The sequence below is a fragment of the Faecalicatena contorta genome, from assembly GCF_001404335.1.
GTDB classification, from domain to species: Bacteria; Bacillota; Clostridia; order Lachnospirales; family Lachnospiraceae; genus Faecalicatena; species Faecalicatena contortus_B.
In genome coordinates, this window is record NZ_CYZU01000011.1 from 71,702 (window position 1) to 88,972 (window position 17,271).

Annotated in this window: 13 protein-coding genes and 1 riboswitch; of the genes, 7 read left to right on the top strand and 6 right to left on the bottom strand. The window is 51.5% G+C overall.

The window, feature by feature from the left end:
* Window positions 1–70: 70 nt before the first annotated feature.
* The 7 genes from ARB69_RS07785 to ARB69_RS07815 all read left to right on the top strand — a co-directional run bounded on the left by ARB69_RS07785 (window position 71) and on the right by ARB69_RS07815 (window position 7,459).
* On the top strand, window positions 71–718 hold the full coding sequence (locus tag ARB69_RS07785) for a helix-turn-helix transcriptional regulator (protein WP_087148803.1): 648 nt from the start codon (window positions 71–73) through the stop codon (window positions 716–718).
* Between the two features lie 84 nt (window positions 719–802).
* Entirely contained in the window at window positions 803–2,008 is a 1,206-nt protein-coding gene (gene dpaL, locus ARB69_RS07790; RefSeq protein WP_050641332.1) for a diaminopropionate ammonia-lyase, read from the top strand.
* 45 nt (window positions 2,009–2,053) lie between these two features.
* On the top strand, window positions 2,054–3,364 hold the full coding sequence (locus tag ARB69_RS07795) for a YgeY family selenium metabolism-linked hydrolase (protein ID WP_055152467.1): 1,311 nt from the start codon (window positions 2,054–2,056) through the stop codon (window positions 3,362–3,364).
* A 101-nt stretch (window positions 3,365–3,465) separates the two neighbouring features.
* Window positions 3,466–4,659 carry a knotted carbamoyltransferase YgeW gene (ygeW, locus tag ARB69_RS07800; RefSeq protein ID WP_055152469.1) on the top strand — a complete coding sequence of 398 codons (1,194 nt, stop codon included), beginning with the start codon at window positions 3,466–3,468 and terminating at the stop codon, window positions 4,657–4,659.
* Between the two features lie 82 nt (window positions 4,660–4,741).
* Window positions 4,742–5,125, top strand: coding sequence for a RidA family protein (locus tag ARB69_RS07805; RefSeq protein WP_050641335.1), 384 nt, complete (start codon window positions 4,742–4,744; stop codon window positions 5,123–5,125).
* 1 nt (window position 5,126) lies between these two features.
* Window positions 5,127–6,074: a carbamate kinase gene (arcC, locus tag ARB69_RS07810; protein ID WP_050641336.1), complete on the top strand. Its 948-nt coding sequence runs from the start codon at window positions 5,127–5,129 to the stop codon at window positions 6,072–6,074.
* 14 nt (window positions 6,075–6,088) lie between these two features.
* Entirely contained in the window at window positions 6,089–7,459 is a 1,371-nt protein-coding gene (locus tag ARB69_RS07815; protein ID WP_050641337.1) for a uracil-xanthine permease family protein, read from the top strand.
* Window positions 7,460–8,298: 839 nt separating this feature from the next.
* Here ARB69_RS07815 and xdhC read toward each other — a convergent pair.
* The 6 genes from xdhC to ARB69_RS07845 form a co-directional block, all read right to left on the bottom strand.
* The gene (xdhC, locus tag ARB69_RS07820) at window positions 8,299–8,826 is read right to left on the bottom strand and encodes a xanthine dehydrogenase subunit XdhC (RefSeq protein WP_050641339.1); all 528 of its coding nucleotides are present in this window, start codon (window positions 8,824–8,826) and stop codon (window positions 8,299–8,301) included.
* Complete coding sequence (gene xdhB / locus ARB69_RS07825; protein WP_050641340.1) at window positions 8,819–9,706, bottom strand: xanthine dehydrogenase subunit XdhB; 888 nt, start codon at window positions 9,704–9,706, stop codon at window positions 8,819–8,821. Before xdhB ends, xdhC begins: the two co-directional genes overlap by 8 nt.
* Window positions 9,707–9,755: 49 nt before the next feature.
* Window positions 9,756–12,053, bottom strand: coding sequence for a xanthine dehydrogenase subunit XdhA (gene xdhA / locus ARB69_RS07830; protein WP_055152471.1), 2,298 nt, complete (start codon window positions 12,051–12,053; stop codon window positions 9,756–9,758).
* 48 nt (window positions 12,054–12,101) lie between these two features.
* A complete protein-coding gene (locus ARB69_RS07835; protein ID WP_055152475.1) occupies window positions 12,102–13,382 on the bottom strand; it encodes an amidohydrolase family protein in 1,281 nt (426 codons plus the stop codon).
* Window positions 13,383–13,429: 47 nt separating this feature from the next.
* Window positions 13,430–13,525, bottom strand: a riboswitch (purine riboswitch).
* A gap of 740 nt (window positions 13,526–14,265) precedes the next feature.
* Window positions 14,266–15,282: a molybdopterin-binding protein gene (locus ARB69_RS07840; RefSeq protein WP_055152477.1), complete on the bottom strand. Its 1,017-nt coding sequence runs from the start codon at window positions 15,280–15,282 to the stop codon at window positions 14,266–14,268.
* A gap of 39 nt (window positions 15,283–15,321) precedes the next feature.
* A complete protein-coding gene (locus tag ARB69_RS07845; RefSeq protein WP_055152479.1) occupies window positions 15,322–17,250 on the bottom strand; it encodes an NAD(+) synthase in 1,929 nt (642 codons plus the stop codon).
* Window positions 17,251–17,271 lie beyond the last annotated feature (21 nt).

Genomic DNA, 17,271 nt, shown 5'->3' on the forward strand with positions numbered 1-17,271 from the left:
TATGATGAGTTTAGAAGCAAAAAGTTTTCGGGATCATTTCCCATACTCACACGCGAAAGGAATGGTAACTTTGAGCCAGAAATTAGACTTATTAAAGCAGATCGCCCACGGCCTTGCCGTACAGTTTGGCAGTTCCTGTGAGATTGTTATCCACGATCTGAGAAAGAAAGAACTGGACAGCTCCATTGTCTATATCGAGAATGGGCATGTATCCAACAGGAAGCTTGGCGACGGACCGTCCAGCGTGGTTCTGGAGACACTGAGCCGGAAACCGTCACAGATTCAGGACCGTCTTTCCTATCTCACCAAGACAGAAGACGGTAGGATTCTCAAATCCAGCACCATGTATATCAGGGATGATGATGACAGCATCGCTTACATATTTTCTCTTAACTATGACATCACCTCACTGCTCACTGTCGAATCCGCCATCCATTCATTCATCAGCACGGAACAAAAAAAGGAACAGGAAACCGATAACAACCAGCCCCCAAAAATCACCCACAATGTAAACGAGCTGCTGGATACCCTGATCGAACAGGCTCTTGCACTCGTTGGCAAACCGGTTGCTATCATGAATAAGGATGACAAAGTCGCAGTCGTTCAGTACCTGAACAACGCCGGCGCTTTTCTGATCACTAAATCCGGAGACAAAATTGCTTCTCTTTTGGGAATTTCAAAATTCACACTTTATAGTTACATGGACGCAGGCAAATAGAGTACTCGCGGAAAATCAGCCGCAAAGATGGGTGCAAGATAGTTCCCGTGAGTGCTCAAATAGTTAGAAGGAGGTTTTTCACACATGGAATCAATCAAATGGGCAGTGAACCATATGCCTAAAACAGACGATGCACAACTGAAGGTTATGGCGCTTAGCCAGGTTGAAAAAGCACGGGCTTTTCATGAAAGCTTTCCACAGTACAGTATCACCCCGCTTGCCAGGCTGGATCAGATGGCCAAACGGCTGGGCTTAAAGGAAGTATACGTAAAGGATGAATCTTACCGGTTTGGCCTCAATGCTTTCAAGGTGCTGGGCGGCTCATTCGCAATGGCGCGCTATATCGCCAAACAGGTGGGTAAAGATGTTTCTGAGCTTCCTTATCAGGTGCTGACTTCCGAAGAACTGAAAAAGGAATTCGGCCAGGCAACCTTCTTCACGGCTACGGACGGCAACCACGGACGCGGCGTTGCATGGGCGGCCAATAAGCTGGGGCAGAAAGCCGTCGTGCTGATGCCCAAGGGCACCACACAGACCCGCCTCAATAACATTCTCGCCGAAGGCGCACAGGCAACGATCGAGGAATACAACTATGATGAGTGTGTGCGCATGGCTGCGGACATGGCATCGAAGACTGAAAACGGCATTATGGTGCAGGATACTGCATGGGACGGCTACGAGGAGATTCCGGCCTGGATCATGCAGGGATACGGAACCATGGCAATGGAGGCGAATGAACAGCTGAAGGAATATGGCTGCGGCAGACCAACACACGTATTTATCCAGGCTGGCGTGGGATCTCTTGCAGGAGCTGTGCAGGGATATTTTGCCAACCGTTATCCGGAGAATCCTCCGAAAGTTATCGTAGTGGAGGCCGAAGCCGCTGCCTGCCTCTACAAGGGTGCTGCCCTGGGGGACGGAAGCATCCAGATCGTGGATGGAGATATGGTAACGATCATGGCCGGGCTGGCCTGCGGAGAGCCGAACACGATCTCCTGGGATATCCTGAAGAACCATGTGGATACATTCATCGCAGCGCCTGACTGGGTAGCCGCAAAAGGCATGCGTATGCTGGCAGCGCCGGTAAAGGGAGATGCACCTGTTACTTCCGGGGAATCCGGAGCCGCACCGTTCGGCGCGCTGGCGTGCATCATGTGTATGGATGAATATAAAGACTTAAGAGAGCATCTTGGACTGAATGAAGAGTCAAGAGTCCTTCTCTTCTCCACCGAAGGAGATACAGATCCGGAGAGATACGAATCCATCGTGTGGGGCGGAAATGACCGTTAAACGAAGCAATTTCAATATAATAAATTCTAAAAAGGAGAAGTAATCATGGATTTTAACAAAATCAAAGAAGCTGCACAAGGTTATCAGGCTGACATGACCAAATTTTTAAGGGACATTGTAAAATTCCCGGGCGAGAGCTGTGATGAGAAAGCACATATTGAACGGATCGCCGAAGAGATGAGAAACCTGGGTTTTGATAAAGTGGAAATCGATCCCCAGGGAAATGTTCTCGGCTACATGGGAACAGGCGAAAAGATCATCGGATTTGACGCCCACATCGACACTGTAGGTATCGGTAACATTGAGAACTGGACTTTTGATCCGTACGAAGGATATGAAAACGACGAAGAGATCGGCGGCCGCGGTGTATCCGACCAGTGCGGCGGTATTGTTTCTGCCGTATACGGGGCAAAGATTATGAAAGACCTGGGACTGCTGAGCGACAAATACACCGTTCTCGTAACCGGAACTGTCCAGGAGGAAGACTGTGACGGTCTCTGCTGGCAGTACATTATCAATGAAGATAAGGTACGCCCGGAATTCGTTGTATCTACAGAGCCGACAGACGGCGGTATCTACCGCGGACAGCGCGGACGCATGGAGATCCGTGTGGATGTCAAAGGCGTTTCCTGCCACGGTTCAGCACCGGAGCGCGGTGACAATGCAATCTATAAGATGGCCGATATCCTGCAGGATATCCGTGCTTTAAATGAAAACGACGCTGAGGAAGGCACGGAGATCAAAGGCCTCGTCAAGATGCTGGATGAAAAGTTCAATCCGGAATGGAAAGAAGCGCGTTTCCTGGGCAGAGGAACTGTCACGACATCCGAGATCTTCTTTACCTCTCCCAGCCGCTGTGCAGTTGCAGACTCCTGTTCCGTATCTCTGGACCGCCGCATGACGGCAGGCGAGACCTGGGAGAGCTGCCTGGATGAGATCCGTGCACTTCCAAGCGTGAAAAAATACGGTGATGACGTAAAGGTTTCCATGTACAACTACGACAGGCCCTCCTACACAGGACTTACCTATCCGATCGAGTGCTACTTCCCGACATGGGTCATCCCGGAGGATCACGCCGTAACAAAAGCACTTGAGGAAGCATACACCAGCCTCTACGGCGACACCAGAATCGGAACCGCAGAGACAGAGGCAATGAGAAAAGCCCGTCCGTTAACCGACAAATGGACCTTCTCGACAAACGGCGTATCCATTATGGGAAGAAATGGAATCCCGTGCATCGGATTTGGACCTGGCGCAGAGGCGCAGGCTCATGCTCCGAACGAGAAAACATGGAAAGCAGATTTGATAGTATGCGCTGCTGTATACGCTGCACTGCCGACACTTTATTGCAAATAATTTAACAAACAGGTGCAAGGGGGTCAGACCCCTCTGCCGAGGGGTCTGACCCCCTTGCACACCATATTCAGAATATTCACAAAATTTAGGAGGATTTTACGATGAAAACATTACAGGATTACATTGATAAGCTGAACGCACTGAACTTTAAGGAAATGTACAACGGAGACTTTTTCCTGACATGGGAGAAGACAGATGATGAACTGGAGGCAGTATTCACTCTTGCCGACGCGCTCCGTTTCATGAGAGAAAACAATATCTCCACAAAAGTATTTGAGAGCGGACTTGGCATCTCACTTTTCCGCGATAATTCTACACGTACCCGTTTTTCTTTTGCTTCTGCCTGCAACCTGCTGGGACTCGAAGTTCAGGATCTGGACGAAGGAAAATCTCAGGTAGCCCACGGCGAGACCGTCCGCGAGACAGCAAATATGATCTCTTTCATGGCTGACGTTATCGGTATACGCGATGATATGTACATCGGCAAGGGAAATGCCTATATGCATGAAGTGGTTGACTCTGTAACACAGGGCAATAAAGACGGCATTCTGGAACAGAAACCGACACTTGTGAATCTGCAGTGCGACATCGACCACCCGACACAGGCGATGGCAGATATGCTTCATATCATCCACCAGTTCGGCGGCGTTGAGAATCTGAAGGGCAAAAAACTGGCCATGACATGGGCTTACTCTCCGTCTTACGGAAAACCTCTGTCCGTTCCCCAGGGTATCATCGGTCTGATGACACGTTTTGGGATGGATGTTGTCCTGGCTCATCCGGAGGGATACGAAGTATTCTCGGAAGTAGAAGCCGTTGCTGCGGACAATGCTAAAAAATCCGGCGGTACCTTCACAAAAACAAACGATATGGCAGAGGCTTTCAAAGACGCAGATATCGTATATCCGAAGAGCTGGGCTCCTTTCGCTGCCATGGAAAAACGTACAGAGCTCTATGGAAACGGTGACTTCGACGGCATCTCTAAACTGGAAAAGGAACTTCTTGCACAAAATGCTGAGCATAAAGACTGGGCCTGCACAGAAGAACTTATGGCAACTACCAAAGACGGAAAGGCACTCTACATGCACTGCCTGCCGGCTGACATCACAGGCGTAAGCTGCGAGACCGGAGAAGTGGACGCCAGTGTATTCGACCGCTACAGAGATCCTCTCTACAAAGAAGCAAGCTACAAACCATACATCATCGCAGCCATGATCTTCCTCGCAAAATTCGCAGATCCTGCCGATGTTTTAAAGAAACTGGAAGAAAAAGGCACTCCAAGAGTTTTTGAATAAACCCTTGCCGTACCGTAAACATAAAAAGCAGCACACACAGTAACTGGTATAATAAGAAGAAAAACATTAGGAGGTATTTGACATGTTAAAATATGTTGATACAAAAAACGCACCAGCAGCAATCGGACCATACTCACAGGGCATCATCGTAAATGATATCGCTTTCTTTTCAGGGCAGATCCCGCTTTCACCTGAATCCGGCGAAGTAGTGGGCACAACAATCCAGGAACAGACCGAACAGGTAATGAAAAATGTAGCCGCCCTTCTGGAAAGTCAGGGTGCAGACTTCAAAGACGTTGTAAAAACCACCTGTTTCCTCGCGGATATGGGCGACTTTGCAGCATTCAATGAGATATACGCAAAGTATTTTGTAGGAAAACCGGCGCGTTCCTGTGTTGCCGTAAAGGATCTGCCAAAAGGAGTTCTTTGTGAAGTAGAAACCATCGCATATGTCGGAGGAAAATAAAATGGCAAAAAAGAAACGCATCGTCATCGCGCTGGGCGGAAACGCCCTTGGCAATACCCTGCCCGAGCAGATGACGGCGGTAAAGATTACTGCACGTGCCATTGTAGACCTGATTGAAGAGGGCTGTGAGGTCGTGGTCGCACACGGCAACGGCCCACAGGTTGGAATGGTAAACAACGCAATGCTGGCACTGACCCACGAAGACCCGCAGCAGCCCAATACGCCGCTGTCTGTCTGCGTGGCAATGAGCCAGGCATACATAGGCTACGACCTGCAGAATGCCCTGCGCGAAGAACTGCTGAACCGCGGTATCAATGATATCCCGGTGGCAACCATGATCACACAGGTGCGCGTTGACGCGGACGACCCTGCATTTGGCAATCCCGCCAAGCCGATCGGACGTTTCCTAACAAAAGAACAGGCCGATGATATGGCAGAAAAATATGACTATGTCATGAAAGAAGATGCAGGCCGCGGTTACCGCCGTGTGGTAGCATCCCCGAGACCGCAGGAGATCATTGAGATCGGAACGATCCGTACCATGGTAGAATCTGGCGATCTTGTCATTGCATGCGGCGGCGGAGGTATTCCAGTTACCCGCCAGGGAAACCACCTAAAAGGCGCCAGCGCCGTGATCGATAAAGATTTTGCAAGCAGCCTGCTCGCACGGGAACTGGATGCAGATTTTCTGATCATCCTGACCGCTGTGGAAAAAGTGGCAATTAACTATGGAAAGCCGAACGAGAAATGGCTCGATAATATCACTGCAAAGGAAGCAAAACAGTACATGTCTGAGGGACATTTTGCCCCCGGATCTATGCTGCCTAAGGTACAGGCTGCCGTAGAATTCGCGGAATCCGCGCCGGGACGCCAGGCTCTGATTACCCTTCTTGAAAAAGCCAAAGACGGAATCAAGGGAACCACAGGCACCAGAATCAGTCAGGCTTAAAGGGGGATAAACGCATGAAAAAAGAAGTGACCCGTTCCACTATATTTGACCTTAACGGTGTGCCTAATTTCAAACAGGCCTTTCCTCTTGCCCTCCAGCACGTTGTTGCGATGATTGTGGGTTGCGTAACGCCCGCAATCATCGTTGCTGGAGTCGGCGGCCTGTCTGAAAGCGACTCCGTAATACTGATCCAGGCAGCGCTGATCGTATCCGCACTGTCCACATTACTCCAGCTGTTTCCATTTATCAAAACAAAGTGGATTGCTATCGGCTCGGGACTTCCTGTCATCATGGGCATCAGCTTTGCCTACCTGCCCAGCATGCAGTCTATCGCCTCAGACTTTGATATCCCCACCATACTCGGGGCACAGATTGTCGGCGGCTGCGTGGCAATTCTGGTAGGTATATTTATTAAAAAAATCCGCAGGTTTTTCCCGCCTCTGATCGCCGGGACTGTGGTATTCACAATCGGCCTTTCCCTGTACCCTACCGCCATCAACTATATGGCCGGCGGAACAGGCAGCCCGGATTATGGTTCCTGGCAGAACTGGCTGGTTGCGATCATAACACTCGCAATCGTAACCGTATTAAACCACTACGGAAAAGGAATCTGGAAACTGGCCTCCATCCTGATCGGAATCATTGGAGGATACATCGTAGCCCTGTGCTTCGGAATGGTAGACTTTACCCCCATCGGCCAGGCCTCCGCTTTCCAGCTCCCCATGCCGCTTCACTTTGGAATCAAATTTGAGATCTCCTCCTGCGTAGCGATCGGACTGTTATTCGCCATCAACGCCATCCAGGCCATCGGAGATTTTTCAGCCACCACAAGCGGCGGATTAAACCGTATGCCATCCAGCAATGAACTGCAGGGCGGGATCGTCGGCTACGGAATCACGAACATCATCGGCGCTCTCCTGGGCGGCCTTCCCACGGCAACCTACAGCCAGAACGTCGGGATCGTTGCTACAACAAAGGTAGTCAACCGCTGCGTCCTCGGCCTGGCCGCGGTCATCCTGCTGGTAGCAGGCCTGATTCCCAAGTTTTCATCCCTGCTGACCACCATACCATACAGTGTCCTTGGCGGTGCAACCGTATCTGTATTCGCCTCCATTGCCATGACAGGTATGAAGCTGATCAACACAGAAAATATGTCCTACCGCAACACATCCATCGTAGGGCTCGCCGCCGCACTGGGAATGGGGATCTCACAAGCAAGCGGCGCGCTGGCAGCATTTCCGGACTGGTTTGTCACAATCTTCGGAAAATCACCGGTCGTAATCGCAACACTCATAGCGGTCCTGCTAAACATCATCCTGCCAAGAGACAAAGAGGTTCCGCTGGAAGCGGCTCCGGATGATGCAGGTAGTGGAGACGCTAAGTAAAAGGTGAGGCAGACTCCCGGGGGAGCTGTCCATGCCATTTCAATATCCTGACCGTTTGCGGAGAATCCGTAAGAGAAAAAACAGGGAACTTGGAGGGTGCTTGCCGCAGTTGGCCCGAATGCCGATGCATTCGCGCCGCCGGCGGCAACAGAATTTGTTTCGGAAAACAAATTCTGCCCTCCAAGTTCCCTGTTTTTTCTCTAACGGATTCTAACCGCGCTCTCTATGGACTTTGAAATGGCATGGACAGCTCCCCCGGGAGTCTGCCTCGCCTTTTACTTAGCTTTGTCCGCACCGGACAGTAATAGGGAAGCCGCTTTAGAATGGCGGTGTGACGGGGGGCAGCGTATTGAACTGGCAAAACGACCCGTGTTCGACCCAGTAGTTTTAGGTTGGGAATGTGGGGGATATGCAAAGGGGGACTGTTTGGCAGGCTCGTGTACGGGCAGCTTGACAGTGCCCGCTCTCGCGGTTCGATGAATTGCTGGAAGGGTTTATGTGCTGGGTAGGCGGTTTAATACGCTGGCCCCGCCTGGCGGTTCCTTCTGGGCTGCCGGCCCTCCGATTGGAGGCACCTAGCCTGTCTGAGACGGGGAGCGTGCTGCCGCCGGGATAAAAGTGTATGGGGGCTGGGAGTTTAGAACGCATGGTTTAGAAGTACTAACGTAAAAGACGCCGCCCACGAGGGATGGGAAATGATTTTCCAAAATCATTTCCCATTCCAACTAAGGCCAGAAAGCATCAGGCTTTCTGGCTGCATGTTGGATGTGCCCTCGTGGGCGGCGTCTTTTGCGTTAGTACTTCTCCATAAGTGGGTTACTCCCAGCCCCCATACACTTTTATCCCGGCGGCAGCACGCTCCCCGTTTCAGACAGGCGACCTCCACCCCCTCTCTCCCGCATTGTTTTCTCTACCGCGTTGAGGATGTTTTCGTAGCCGGTGCATCTGCATAAATGGCCGGACAGTAATTTTCTTAGTTCTTCTCTTGTGTATTGTTTTTGGGATTCGAGGATTTCTACAGCGCTCATGATGATTCCCGGGGTGCAGAAGCCGCATTGTACTGCTGCTTCGTCTATAAAGGCCTGCTGGATGTCGGAGAGTTCTCCTTCGGGGCCCATGAGACCTTCCAGGGTTCGGATTTCTTTTCCGTCGGCCCATACGGCCAGGTAGATACAGGAGTTGTAGCATTCTCCGTCTATGATGACGTTGCAGGCTCCGCATTCTCCTACTTCACAGCCTTTTTTTACGCTGGTCAGACGGTAGTCGTTACGGAGCATGTCAGTCAGGGATGCCCTTACATCTACCATGGTTTCCCGCTTTTCTCCGTTGATTGTGCATTTTATAAGCTTATATTGCTTTTCACTCATGATAAACACCTCCTGCCAGACGGATCGACTCTTTCAGGGCCCGTTTGCACAGGACCTTTGAGATGTGTTCCCGGAAGGCCTTGCTGGCTCTCCAGCTGTCTCTTGGGGTTACGTCTTCCAATACGGTGTCACCGATTAATTCTATAGTAGAATCTTCGATCTGCCGGCCTTTGCCGGCCTGTTCTGCGTGGACGGCACGCATGGGAATCGGGCCGGCTACACCGTAGGCGATCCTTACATCTTCTATTTGCTTTTTGTCTTCGGAAAGCTTTACGTTAACCGAACAGCCGAGGGTTGCTATGTCCATGGCTCCCCGCATGGCGTACTTGATGTAATGCCCGCAGTATCCCTCGTACGACTTACGGGGGATGAGGATTCCTGTCTGTATTTCTGCCGGCCTTAAATCGACTTTCCCGGCTTTGATGTAGAATTCCCGGATCGGCAGCTTCCGGATCCCTTCCGGACCGGTCAGCTCGATGATGGCATCCCATGCAAAAAGTGTGGATGCGGAGTCTGCAGAGGTAACGCCGTTGCAGGTATTGCCTCCTATGGTACCGATGTTGCGGATCTGGGGGCCTCCTACCTTGTCTACGGCCTCCCCCAGTACGTTGATATATTTTTGTATAATTGAATCTTTTGTTATATGGGAAAAGCTGGTCAGGGAACCGATGCGGATGGTTTTGTCCTCCTCCAGTTTTACCCCGCGCAGTTCATCCAGGCCAAACAGGCTTACCAGTTCTGCTCCTGCGCGCTTGCCCTCTCTCATCTGTACCAGAACGTCGCTTCCGCCGGCAATGATCTGGGCCTGCGGATGCTCCTGAAGCAGCGCAATGGCATGGGCCACGCTCTCTGCCTCGTACAGCGCTTTCATATCATACATATCTCGTATCCTCCCTTCACGAACAAGTATAGCGGACTATACTGCTGTACTAGATCAGTCCTTCTTCTTTAAACCGCCTGAAAAGTATATGCGGTGTCAGCGGAATCTCATCTATGGCCACCCCGGTCGCCTGCAGCACGGCATTTCGGATTGCCGGAGCAACGGAACAGACCGGCGGCTCTCCAAGCGCTTTCGTACCATATGCACTGGTGGGCTCATAATTTTCTACAAAATGGCCTTCCAGGTGCGGATGATCCATAAAGGTAGATAACTTGTAGTCAAGAAGGTTATTATTCAGCGGTTTTCCTGTTTCTTCGTCAAAAATCAGTCTTTCCGACAGTCCGTACCCGATCCCCATGCTCATGCCCCCGTGCACCTGGGCCTCGGCCAGGGCCGGATTGATCAGCTTCCCGCAGTCATGCACGTTGACGATATTCGTCAGTACCGCCCTGCAGGCCGGGATATCTACTTCTACCTCCGCAAAGGTACATCCGAAGGAATACGCATTTGTCTTCGCCTGATAGGTACTCTCCGCGGTCAGATGCCCGTTGTTCGTCAGGCTGTACAGCTTTTCTGTGGCCAGCTCCGCCAGGCTCATGAGAATCTCCCCGTCTCCTTTCCGGATAATATTGCCGTCTATAAGGTCCAGGCTTTCTTTTGTATGCCGGGTCAGTTCCTGGGCCGTGTCCAGAATATGGCTCTTCAAAAGCGCCGCCGTCTGGTTGATTGAGAAGCCTGCCATATAGGTCTGCCTGGATGCATATGCCCCGGTTCCAAACGGAGTGATATCCGTATCCTGCACGGACATGACATGGACTTGTTCGAATGGTATTCCCAGCGTCTCCGCCGCCATCTGACCGAATGCCGTATCCGCACCCTGGCCAATCTCCGTCTCCCCCACCTGTACCTGTATGGAACCGTCCTGGTTGAGCACCATCCGGCAGGAAGAGGTTTCCAGGGAAATGGGCCACACGCCCGTATTATACCAGAAAGCCGCCACACCGATGCCTTTTCTGATCTCTCCTGTCTGTCCGCTGTATTCTTGAAGCTTCCTGTCGTAGTCTATGTATGCTTTTCCCTTTTCCATACACTGATGGAAGGTATCATAATAGTTCTTATTTTTAGAAAATCCGTCCGTAAATCCTTTTGGCATCAGATATTTCCACCGGAATTCATAGGGCGGGATTCCCAGCGCCTTTGCCACATCGTCCGTATGGCTCTCCACCGCAAACATTGCCTGCGGGATGCCGTAACCTCTCATGGCCCCGGACACCGGCTTATTCGTAAATACTGTGTATGCGTCCCCCTCCACATTCGGACAGGGATAAAGCTGCGGAAATGCACCCAGCCCCTTTGCCGCAATGCTGTGCCCGTGGGAAGCATAAGCCCCCTGATCTGAGAAACACTCGATCTTCCGGGCCGCAAAACTGCCGTCGGGCCTCACGTAGGAAATGATATGGGTGCGTATGGCGTGCCTTACCCGGTTGGATACAAACGTCTCCTCCCTGGATACATCCAGCTTTACAAGACGTCCCCCAACAACTGTACTCAGATATGCACAGAGCGGTTCATATAAGATATCCTGCTTATTGCCGAACCCGCCGCCTATGTATGGCTTGATCACTCTCACCTGCCCCCAGGGGATCCCCAGAGCCTGCCCTACGACTCTGCGGCAGATATGCGGGATCTGTGTGGAGGAGACGAGCACAATCCGCCCCTGTTCCATATAGGCATAGCAGATAAAATTCTCAATGTGGCAGTGCTGTACCGTAGGTGTGTTATACCAGCCCTCCACACGGATCAGGCCCGGTTCTTTCTTCGCTTCCTCATAATTGCCGTTCCTGATCGCCGTGTGCTTCAGAATATTCCCCGGATACTCCTCGTGGATCAGCGGGGCATCCGCCTCCATCGCCTTCTGGACATCCAGCACAAACGGCAGTTCCTCGTATTCTACCTTGATCGCACGCACGGCCTGCACCGCGGCCACTTCGTTCTCAGCCACCACAGCCGCCACATCATCCCCGTAAAACCGCACATGGTCCGTCAGGATCAGACGGTCCTGCACGTCCTGGTGTGCGGGATCTGTGGACCACGGATGTCCCGCCGTTGGAAAATAATTCTTTGGAACGTCAAAACATGTCACAATCTTTACAACACCCGGAATCCGCTCCGCCTCTTTTGTATCAACGGATTTCACAATACCGTGTGCAACCGTGGAATGCAGTATCTTAGCCACATAAGCGCTCTTATCGCAAAAGTCGTCCGTGTACTTGGCGCGTCCTGTCACCTTCTCAAAGGCATCCACCCGCTTAACACTTTTCCCTACAATGTGTTCCCTTTCCTCCATATTTCCACCTCCGCATCCTATCATTCACATGACAGACTGTTACCTACGTTAAAACAGCCTGCTGCCTTCTACATATTTTGCATAGATCTCTCTGTCATCCGAGAAATAAATCATCCGCTCCAGTCGTTTTTTCACATCCAGTGGCTGGGGATGTTCCAGCCTTGTATCATCCAGCACAACCGCGTCCATCTCATAGCCTTCTTCAAAGCTTCCAACCCTGCCGAAGAACTCTCCGCCGCCTTTTGTGGCCATATAAAATGCCTCTTCCACGGTCAGCGGCTTTAAGGAATCGTCCAGCAGCCGCCAGCGGAGCTTGGATGACTGGATGGCGTGGGCCATAGCCGTAAAAATGCTCTCCGTAGAACCTCCGGCCACATCGCTTCCCATCCCCACATGAAGTCCCTCAGCCAGGAACCTTCTCACGGGAGCCACACCGGAGGCAATGTTCATATTGGATTCCGGACAGTGCGCAATATATACGCCGTTCTCCTTCATCCTGGTTATTTCTTTCTCATCCGAATATACGCAGTGTGCCATGATCGTCGGGCAGTCCGAACCAAAAAGGCCGAACTTGTCATAAGCATCCCCATAGAACTCTGACCATGGGCAGAGCTCCTTCACCCAGGAAATCTCCCCCGGATTCTCCGACAAATGTGACTGCAGGGGAAGTTCATAGCGCATCTGAATCATTTTCAGCCGCTCCATCAGGTCATCCGTACAGCTCGGCGTAAAACGGGGCGTCAGGATCGGCCTTGTATGCTTATATTTCTTATGCAGCACATCCTTGATCCATTCCACAGTCTCCGCGGCAGATACTTCCGCCGACTCTTCCCGCAGGTAATCCGGGCAGTTTCTGTCCATATTCACCTTGCCGACCATCGTACTTAATCCGGCTTCCTCCAGCATATCCATCAAAAGAAGGGTTGCCTCTCTGTGCACAGTGGCAAAGATACATGCTCTGGTGGTAGCACTTCTGCGCATACGATCCACGAAAATGCGGTATGCCTTCTTCGCGTACTCCGTCTCCCGGAACTTCGCCTCCTCCGGAAATGTATTCGTCTCCAGCCACTCCAGAAGCTCCATGTCCATTCCCAGTCCCCGGTACGAATACTGCGGTGCATGCACATGCAGATCCACCAGACCCGGTATAATCAGCCGGTCCTCATAATCGGTAATCGGAATTCCTCCATACACAAAGGGCAGAGTCTGGTACACCCCCTTCACCCGTCCGTTTTCACAGACCAGATAGCCGTGTTCGCATATCTCCAGTTCCTCTGCACTCCTGCTGTATACAATATTTCCTTTTAATATAAAAATAGATTCATTCATCTGCTGACGCCTCCTTCCCGCATCCCTGCCGCACAAGTAACTGCAGAGATGCCTCCGCAGATACTTATAGTCAACTATTACGGTAGTTGGTAGAAACGTCCATCCGATTATGAACCTATATAAGTATTCTCTCATTTTATTATTCTATATATATAATCCTAACACCTCAGAAATTTACTGTCAATATAAACTTTGCAGTTGGCAAGCTTTAGACTTGGCGACGGATGGGGGCGCGAAATAAAGGGATCGCCGCAAGTCTTCCAAATGCGTATATGCCGTTGCGTTGTGCGGACACGGATCCAAGAAATTCTAGGAAACCGACAGACAAAAAAGCAGGGCACAGGCGGCACATCACGAGAAATCCGATGATTTCTCGCGCTGGGCCGCCTGATTTTGTGATTTGGTGATCACAAAATCTCCCTGCTTTTTCGTCTGTCGGTCTCCAAGAATTTCTAAGGCCCGTTTTAGCACTACGCAACGGCATATACGCATTTGGAAGACTTGCGGCGATCCCTTCATTTCGCTGGGTTCATCCAATCGGGAGTAAAGCGCGTCAACAGGGGAGGCGCTATAACGGGGCCAGCGTATTGATTCGTTTGGTGGTATAAAATAGCTCCAGTAGGTAAAGAAGATAGCATGTTCTTTAGTCAGTAGGATTAACGTAATAACCATTCACTGTAATTACATATACGCACTCTATATATAGCAGCAGTTATAAAAAAGGTAAAATAATCCACAATAACATACCGGAACTTACATGTTCCGCCAATCGAATCAATACGCCGCCCCCGTTTTAGAGCCCCTCCTGAGGGCGGGTTTTTCCCAGCGACCGGTTTTTCAGCGTCCCCCCACCCATCGCACCCCCAAAACCGGCCCCAAATCTCTATTTCCCAAACCCACAATTCGGAAACGTGCACTGCGGGCATGACAGGCACAGCCCGCCCTGCCCCAGCACCGTAAAGTCTTCTTCCGTCAGCCTCTCTCCCGCCACGATCCGCGGCAGAACCAAATCAAAGATGGTTCGTTTGGCATACATGACGCAACCCGGCAGCCCCATCACGGGCACATCCCCGGCATAGGCAAGCATGAACATCGCGCCCGGCAGAACCGGCGCCCCATATGTGATGACTTCATCCGCGGCATTGCGGATAGAAAGGGGGGTCCTGTCGTCCGGATCCACGCTCATACCGCCGGTACAGACCACCATGTCCGCCTCCTGCCCGAGCCACTCCCGGACGGCTTCGGTCACCATCTCCGAATCGTCATTGCACACGGTGTTTCCAAGAACCTCGATCCCGTACTCCTCAAGCTTTTCAATCACCACAGGGGTAAACTTATCCTGGATTCTCCCATAATATACTTCACTTCCTGTTGTCACAATTCCTGCTTTCATATTCCGGAAAGGCAGAATCTGAAAAATAGGGCCGGCTCCGCATGCCTGCCTCACCTGCTCCATCTTCTCTTCCTCAATCACCAGCGGCACAACACGCATGCCGGCTATCTTATCCCCTTTTCTGACCGGAAAATTCCCGTGCCGGGAAGCCACCACAATCTGCCCCATGCCGTTGATCCGGTTCAGTTTATCACGATCGACTTTCAGAAGACCGTCACAGGCAGCTGTCAGCTCGATTTTTCCTTCCTTTACCTCCGAGGGTTCCATATAGCTCCCCTGGCATACCTGGCGCAGGATCTCGGCAGCATCGTTTTCGTGGAGCATCCCCTCCTGTTTTTCCCACACAAACAGATTCTCCTTGCCCACGGACAGCAGCACCGGAATATCCTCCTTTGTCACGATATGCCCTTTCCGAAATACCGCATCTTTTGTAACTCCAGGGATAATCTGTGTGATATCATGGCACAGCACACATCCCTCTGCCTCCTCTGTTCTGATCAGCTTCATCCTGCAATTCCTCCTTATCCCCAACCGTACTTTTTATTTCTACAGCGTATCCATCAGCGAAATATTTTCCAGATCCTTCAGCCACACAGCCACACACGCATCGCTTGGCATCCTCCAGTCTCCCCGCGGGGAAAGAGCCACGGTTCCCACCTTCGGCCCGTCCGGCAGACAAGAGCGCTTGAACTGTTGGGAGAAAAATCTCCTGCAGAATGTCTCCAGCCACTTCAATATCGTAACATTGTCGTAGCTGTCCTCAAAAGTTTCCACAGCCAGGCGGAAGATCTTGCTCGGCTCATAGCCAAAACGCACAAAATAATACAGGAAGAAATCATGCAGTTCATAGGGTCCTACCAGATCCTCTGTCTTCTGCGCGATATCCCCGTCCTTCGGCGGAAGCAGTTCCGGGCTCACAGGCGTATCGAGAACATCATATAATACTTCCTTTAGCTGACCGTCTCTGGTCACATCTGCCGCGTACTTCACAAGATGGCGCACCAGCGTCTTCGGCACGGACGCATTGACTCCGTACATGGACATATGGTCTCCGTTATAAGTCGCCCAGCCCAGCGCCAGTTCCGACATATCGCCGGTTCCGATAACCATACCGCCCATCTCATTTGCAAGATCCATCAGCACCTGGGTCCGCTCCCTGGCCTGCGCATTTTCATACGTTACGCTGTGATCCTCCGGATCGTGCCCGATATCCCGGAAATGAACGCTTACTGCATCGGCAATCCGCACCTCCTGCAAGCTGGCCCCCAGCTGAACCGCCATCTTGCAGGCATTCTGATAGGTTCTGTCCGTGGTTCCGTAACACGGCATTGTCACGGCGATGATCTCCTTTTTGTCTCTTCCCAGCATTTCAAAAGCCCGTGCAGTTACAAGCAGCGCAAGCGTGGAATCCAGCCCGCCGGAAATTCCCACGACAGCGCATTTTGCATGGGTATGTGCCAGCCGCTTCTTCAGCCCCATGGACTGAATCGTCAGAATCTCGTCACACCTTCTTGCCCGCTCCTTCTCATTAGAAGGAACAAAGGGCTGCTTCGGGAAATGCCTGGTGAGAGCCGTTTTCTCTATATCCATATAGAACGGCACCCGGATAAGGCTGCGCTCACCGGTTGTCTTAAATGTAGTATTCTTTCTCCGCTCTCCTGTCAGCCGGTGAATATCCAGCTCAGAATAAATAATATCATTGCAGTAACGCTTCGCCTCTTTTAAAACAGCCCCGTTCTCGGCAATCAAATTGTGTCCTCCGAATACAAGGTCTGTGGTGGATTCCCCCTCCCCTGCATTGGCATAGATATAGCCCGCGATCAGCCTGGCTGACTGCCCCTGGATCAGTTCTCTGCGGTAGCGTCCCTTTCCGATTGTCTCATCGCTGGCGGAACAGTTCACGATCACTACGGCTCCCTCCATAGCCGCGTGAATGCTCGGCGGGATCGGAGACCATACGTCCTCACAGATCTCGGCCGATACGATCAGTTCCTCCATCGTTGTTGCCTGGAATAGAATCTGAGGGCCAAAGGGAACGAGGCTCCCGTCAAACAGGATCTCTCTGGCGGTATCCGGTCCGGGAGTAAACTGGCGCATCTCATAGAATTCACCGTAATTTGGCAGGAACATCTTGGTCGTCAGCCCCAGCACTTCGCCTCGGTTCAGCGCTGCCGCTACGTTGTAAAGCTTTCCGTCTACACAAAGAGGAAGACCCACAAAGACCAGAATATCTTTATCCGCCGTAAATGCTGCGATTTTCAAAAGTGCAGCTTTTGCGTCCCGCAGCAGCACTTCCTGGGTAAATAAATCCCCGCATGTATATCCGGTGATGCACAGCTCCGGAAATACCAGGATCTTAGCCCGTTCCTGCGCCGCTTCCCCGATTGCCTCACAGATTTTCTTCATATTATATGGCACATCTGCAACCCTGATATCCGGTGTTGCCGCTGCAACCTTCACAAATCCTTGTTTCATTGACTTCCTCCTTTTTTAATG

What these genes read in the sequence shown, in the direction of transcription:
- xdhA (WP_055152471.1), bottom strand. Translation starts at nt 12,053, where the DNA reads ATGGAGGAAAGGGAACACATTGTAGGGAAAAGTGTTAAGCGGGTGGAT.
- ARB69_RS07805 (WP_050641335.1), top strand. Translation starts at nt 4,742, where the DNA reads ATGTTAAAATATGTTGATACAAAAAACGCACCAGCAGCAATCGGACCA.
- ARB69_RS07835 (WP_055152475.1), bottom strand. Translation starts at nt 13,382, where the DNA reads ATGAATGAATCTATTTTTATATTAAAAGGAAATATTGTATACAGCAGG.
- ARB69_RS07795 (WP_055152467.1), top strand. Translation starts at nt 2,054, where the DNA reads ATGGATTTTAACAAAATCAAAGAAGCTGCACAAGGTTATCAGGCTGAC.
- arcC (WP_050641336.1), top strand. Translation starts at nt 5,127, where the DNA reads ATGGCAAAAAAGAAACGCATCGTCATCGCGCTGGGCGGAAACGCCCTT.
- xdhC (WP_050641339.1), bottom strand. Translation starts at nt 8,826, where the DNA reads ATGAGTGAAAAGCAATATAAGCTTATAAAATGCACAATCAACGGAGAA.
- dpaL (WP_050641332.1), top strand. Translation starts at nt 803, where the DNA reads ATGGAATCAATCAAATGGGCAGTGAACCATATGCCTAAAACAGACGAT.
- ARB69_RS07815 (WP_050641337.1), top strand. Translation starts at nt 6,089, where the DNA reads ATGAAAAAAGAAGTGACCCGTTCCACTATATTTGACCTTAACGGTGTG.
- ARB69_RS07845 (WP_055152479.1), bottom strand. Translation starts at nt 17,250, where the DNA reads ATGAAACAAGGATTTGTGAAGGTTGCAGCGGCAACACCGGATATCAGG.
- ARB69_RS07840 (WP_055152477.1), bottom strand. Translation starts at nt 15,282, where the DNA reads ATGAAGCTGATCAGAACAGAGGAGGCAGAGGGATGTGTGCTGTGCCAT.
- ygeW (WP_055152469.1), top strand. Translation starts at nt 3,466, where the DNA reads ATGAAAACATTACAGGATTACATTGATAAGCTGAACGCACTGAACTTT.
- xdhB (WP_050641340.1), bottom strand. Translation starts at nt 9,706, where the DNA reads ATGTATGATATGAAAGCGCTGTACGAGGCAGAGAGCGTGGCCCATGCC.